Annotated in this window: 1 protein-coding gene and 1 pseudogene; one reads left to right on the top strand and one right to left on the bottom strand. The window is 71.9% G+C overall.

Features of this window, described 5'->3' with window-relative positions; genetic code table 11:
- Positions 1–1,951 (top strand): right-handed parallel beta-helix repeat-containing protein (locus R6V09_RS49845; protein WP_317888044.1); only part of this gene is annotated, 1,951 nt, incomplete at its 5' end.
- Here R6V09_RS49845 and R6V09_RS49840 read toward each other — a convergent pair.
- Positions 1,921–3,065: pseudogene (locus tag R6V09_RS49840) on the bottom strand (hypothetical protein); the annotation flags it as partial. The gene R6V09_RS49845 and the pseudogene R6V09_RS49840 overlap by 31 nt on opposite strands.

The raw sequence follows: 3,065 nt of genomic DNA, 5'->3' as shown, positions 1-3,065 counted from the left end.
CTCGGCCGGTCAGGCGGGCGTCGCGGTCCGCGCCGGCGGCCACCCGCGCCTGGAGCGCTGCCGCGTCCACCACGCCTCAGGGGTGGGTCTGTCCGCCACCGGCGAGAACTCCTCGCTGGAGGCGGTGGGTTGTGAGGTCTACGAGACGCGGGGCAGCGGCGTCCAGATCACCGCCCGGGCCACCGCGCACCTCACCGACTGCGATGTGCACCGTACGACCGCCGACGGCGTCACGCTCGACACGGACGCGGTGCTGACGCTCGCCGACTGCCGTATCCACGACATCCCGGAGAACGCGGTCGACCTGCGCTCCCGTTCGGTCCTGACACTGACCCGGACGACGGTGCGTCAGTTCGGGCGCAACGGACTGTCGGTGTGGGATCCGGGCACCCGCGTGGACGCCAACCAGTGCGAGATCTTCGACAGCACGGGCGACTATCCGGCGGTGTGGGTCAGCGACGGCGCGACCGTGGTCCTCGACTCCTGCCGGGTGCACGACGTGCCCGATGCACTGTTCGTCCTTGACCGCGGTTCACGCGCGGACGTCGTCGACAGCGACATCTCCCAGGTGCGCAACACGGCCGTGTCGGTGAGCGACGGCGCGACCGCGCAGCTCGACGACTGCCGGATCAGGGACGCGGCCACGGGCGCCTGGTTCCGCGACCACGGCAGCGGCGGCACCCTCAACAACTGCACGGTGGACGCCACCCAGACCGGCGTGATCGTCACCAAGGGCGCCGACCCCACCATCGAGCGCTGCACGGTCGACTCCCCCGCCGAGGCCGGTTTCTACGTCTCCGCGGGCGGCCGGGGCACCTTCCTGGGCTGCCGGGTGACGGGCAGCGGCGGCTACGGCTTCCACGTCATAGACGGCTGTCGTACGACGCTCAAGAAGTGCCGTACGGAGCGGTGCGCGCGCGGGGGTTACGAGTTCGCGGACGCCGGACCGGACGCGGGGCCCGGCACCGGACCCGTGGTCGAGGACTGCACCAGCGACGAGAGCGGCCTCAAGCAGCCCACCGCCCATGAGACGGCCGTGGAAACGGCTAGCCAGTCGACCAGTGTGCTGGGCGCGATCCCCGGCCAGCGCATCGCCGAGCAGGGACCCCCGGTCACCGCGCCGGAGCCGGAGAAGGAGTCCCGCACCTCCAAGGCGGTCCTCGGTGAACTCGACGCGCTGGTCGGCCTGGACAGCGTCAAGCGCGAGGTGCGCGCCCTCACCGACATGATCGAGGTGGGCCGCCGCCGTCAGCAGGCCGGCCTCAAGGCGGCTTCCGTCAAACGGCACTTGGTCTTCACCGGCTCTCCCGGCACCGGCAAGACGACGGTCGCCCGGCTCTACGGCGAGATCCTCGCCTCGCTCGGTGTCCTGGAGAAGGGGCATCTCGTCGAGGTGTCCCGGGTCGACCTGGTCGGCGAGCACATCGGTTCCACCGCGATCCGCACCCAGGAGGCCTTCGACAAGGCGCGCGGCGGGGTGCTGTTCATCGACGAGGCGTACGCGCTGTCCCCGGAGGACTCGGGCCGCGACTTCGGTAAAGAGGCCATCGACACGCTGGTGAAGCTGATGGAGGACCACCGTGACGCGGTCGTGGTGATCGTCGCGGGCTACACGGCCGAGATGGAGCGGTTCCTGTCCGTCAACCCCGGTGTGGCGTCCCGCTTCTCACGGACCATCACCTTCAGCGACTACAACCCCGGGGAACTGCTGAGGATCGTCGAACAGCAGGCGGAGGAGCACGAGTACCGGCTCGCCGAGGGCGCGTCGGAGGGGCTGACGAAGTACTTCACGGCGATCCCGAAGGGTGCCGCGTTCGGCAACGGCCGTACTGCGCGGCAGACCTTCGAGGCGATGGTGGAGCGGCACGCGAGCCGGGTCGCCCACGTCCAGGAGCCGAGCAAGGACGACCTGACCCTGCTCTACGCGGAGGACCTGCCCGAGCTGCCCTGAGGCGGCACCTCGGGCCGCAGCCGGGCCAGCAGCCGTTCCCGTTCCTCGGCGAAGACAGGGTCGGCCTGGTAGTCGGAGTGGCCCAGGATCGGGGCGGGCAACGGGTGTTGTGCGGTACGGCCGTACTCCAGGGGGTCCTTGAGGGGGCCGTGGTCCACCTCGGGGCCGCAGTCGCCGGTCACGCGCACCGGGCCGCCGATGGGGTCGGTGAGCCGGTACAGATTGCGCCAGCAGTCGACCTCCTGGTGCAGGCGGCTGAGCGCGGCCGGTCCGAAGTGGGCGGGGAACCAGCGGCCGTAGAGGCGCTCCAGGGGTGAGCCGTAGGTCAGGAGGGCGACTCGTTTGCGCTGGGCCGGTTTGAGTTGCCAGGCCGCGGCGGCGGCCAGGACGCTGCCCTGGGAGTGGCCGGAGATGACGAGCCGGCCGCCGGTGGCGCGGGTCCAGGTGGCGATCCGCCAGGTCAGGTCGGGGACCGCGCGCTCGGCGTAGCAGGGCGGGGCGAAGGGGTGGGCGGCGCGTGGCCAGAAGGTGCCGACGTCCCACAGGATGCCGATGGTGCGCCGCGCGGAGGCGTCCTTGTAGGCGCGCCTGCCCCAGGTGACGAAGAGGATGAAGCCGAGCCCGATCAGCCAGGAGCCGAGTCCCTGGGAGGTCTGGGCGGCGCCGTGCACGAAGGCGTGGCCCCCCTCTCCTGCCCGCGACGGTGTCCTGTCGGTCGTGAAGGCACCGACCAGCGCTCCGGCGCCCAGGAGCAGGGTGGCGGTGGCGGTGACGGCGACGAGGAGGGGGCCGCGGTCGGTGAGCGTTGCCATCGCGCGCGTGCTCGCGATCCGGGCGGTGCGCGCCCGGTCCTTGCGCCCGCCCGGGTAGTCGTGCGCCACGGCGGAGAGTTCGCTATGGCGCAGCCGCCAGGTGCGGTGGCCGAGTACGACGCAGAGGACGAGTACGACGACCAGGAGTGGCGGGATCACCGAGGCCTGCCAGGTGAGCAGCACGGGCGGGCCCGCGATGGACGTACCGGTGCCGTCCAGCCAGTCGGAGACCCGCTGGGACACCCCGCCGGACATCACGCCGCCCAGGGCGCAGGCGAGCATGGCGACGGCCGGGCCGCCGA

The organism is Streptomyces sp. W16 (genome assembly GCF_033194735.1).
Lineage (GTDB): Bacteria > Actinomycetota > Actinomycetes > Streptomycetales > Streptomycetaceae > Streptomyces.
Note: the sequence above shows the minus strand (reverse complement) of the source record. Positions and strands in the feature narration are given on the sequence as shown.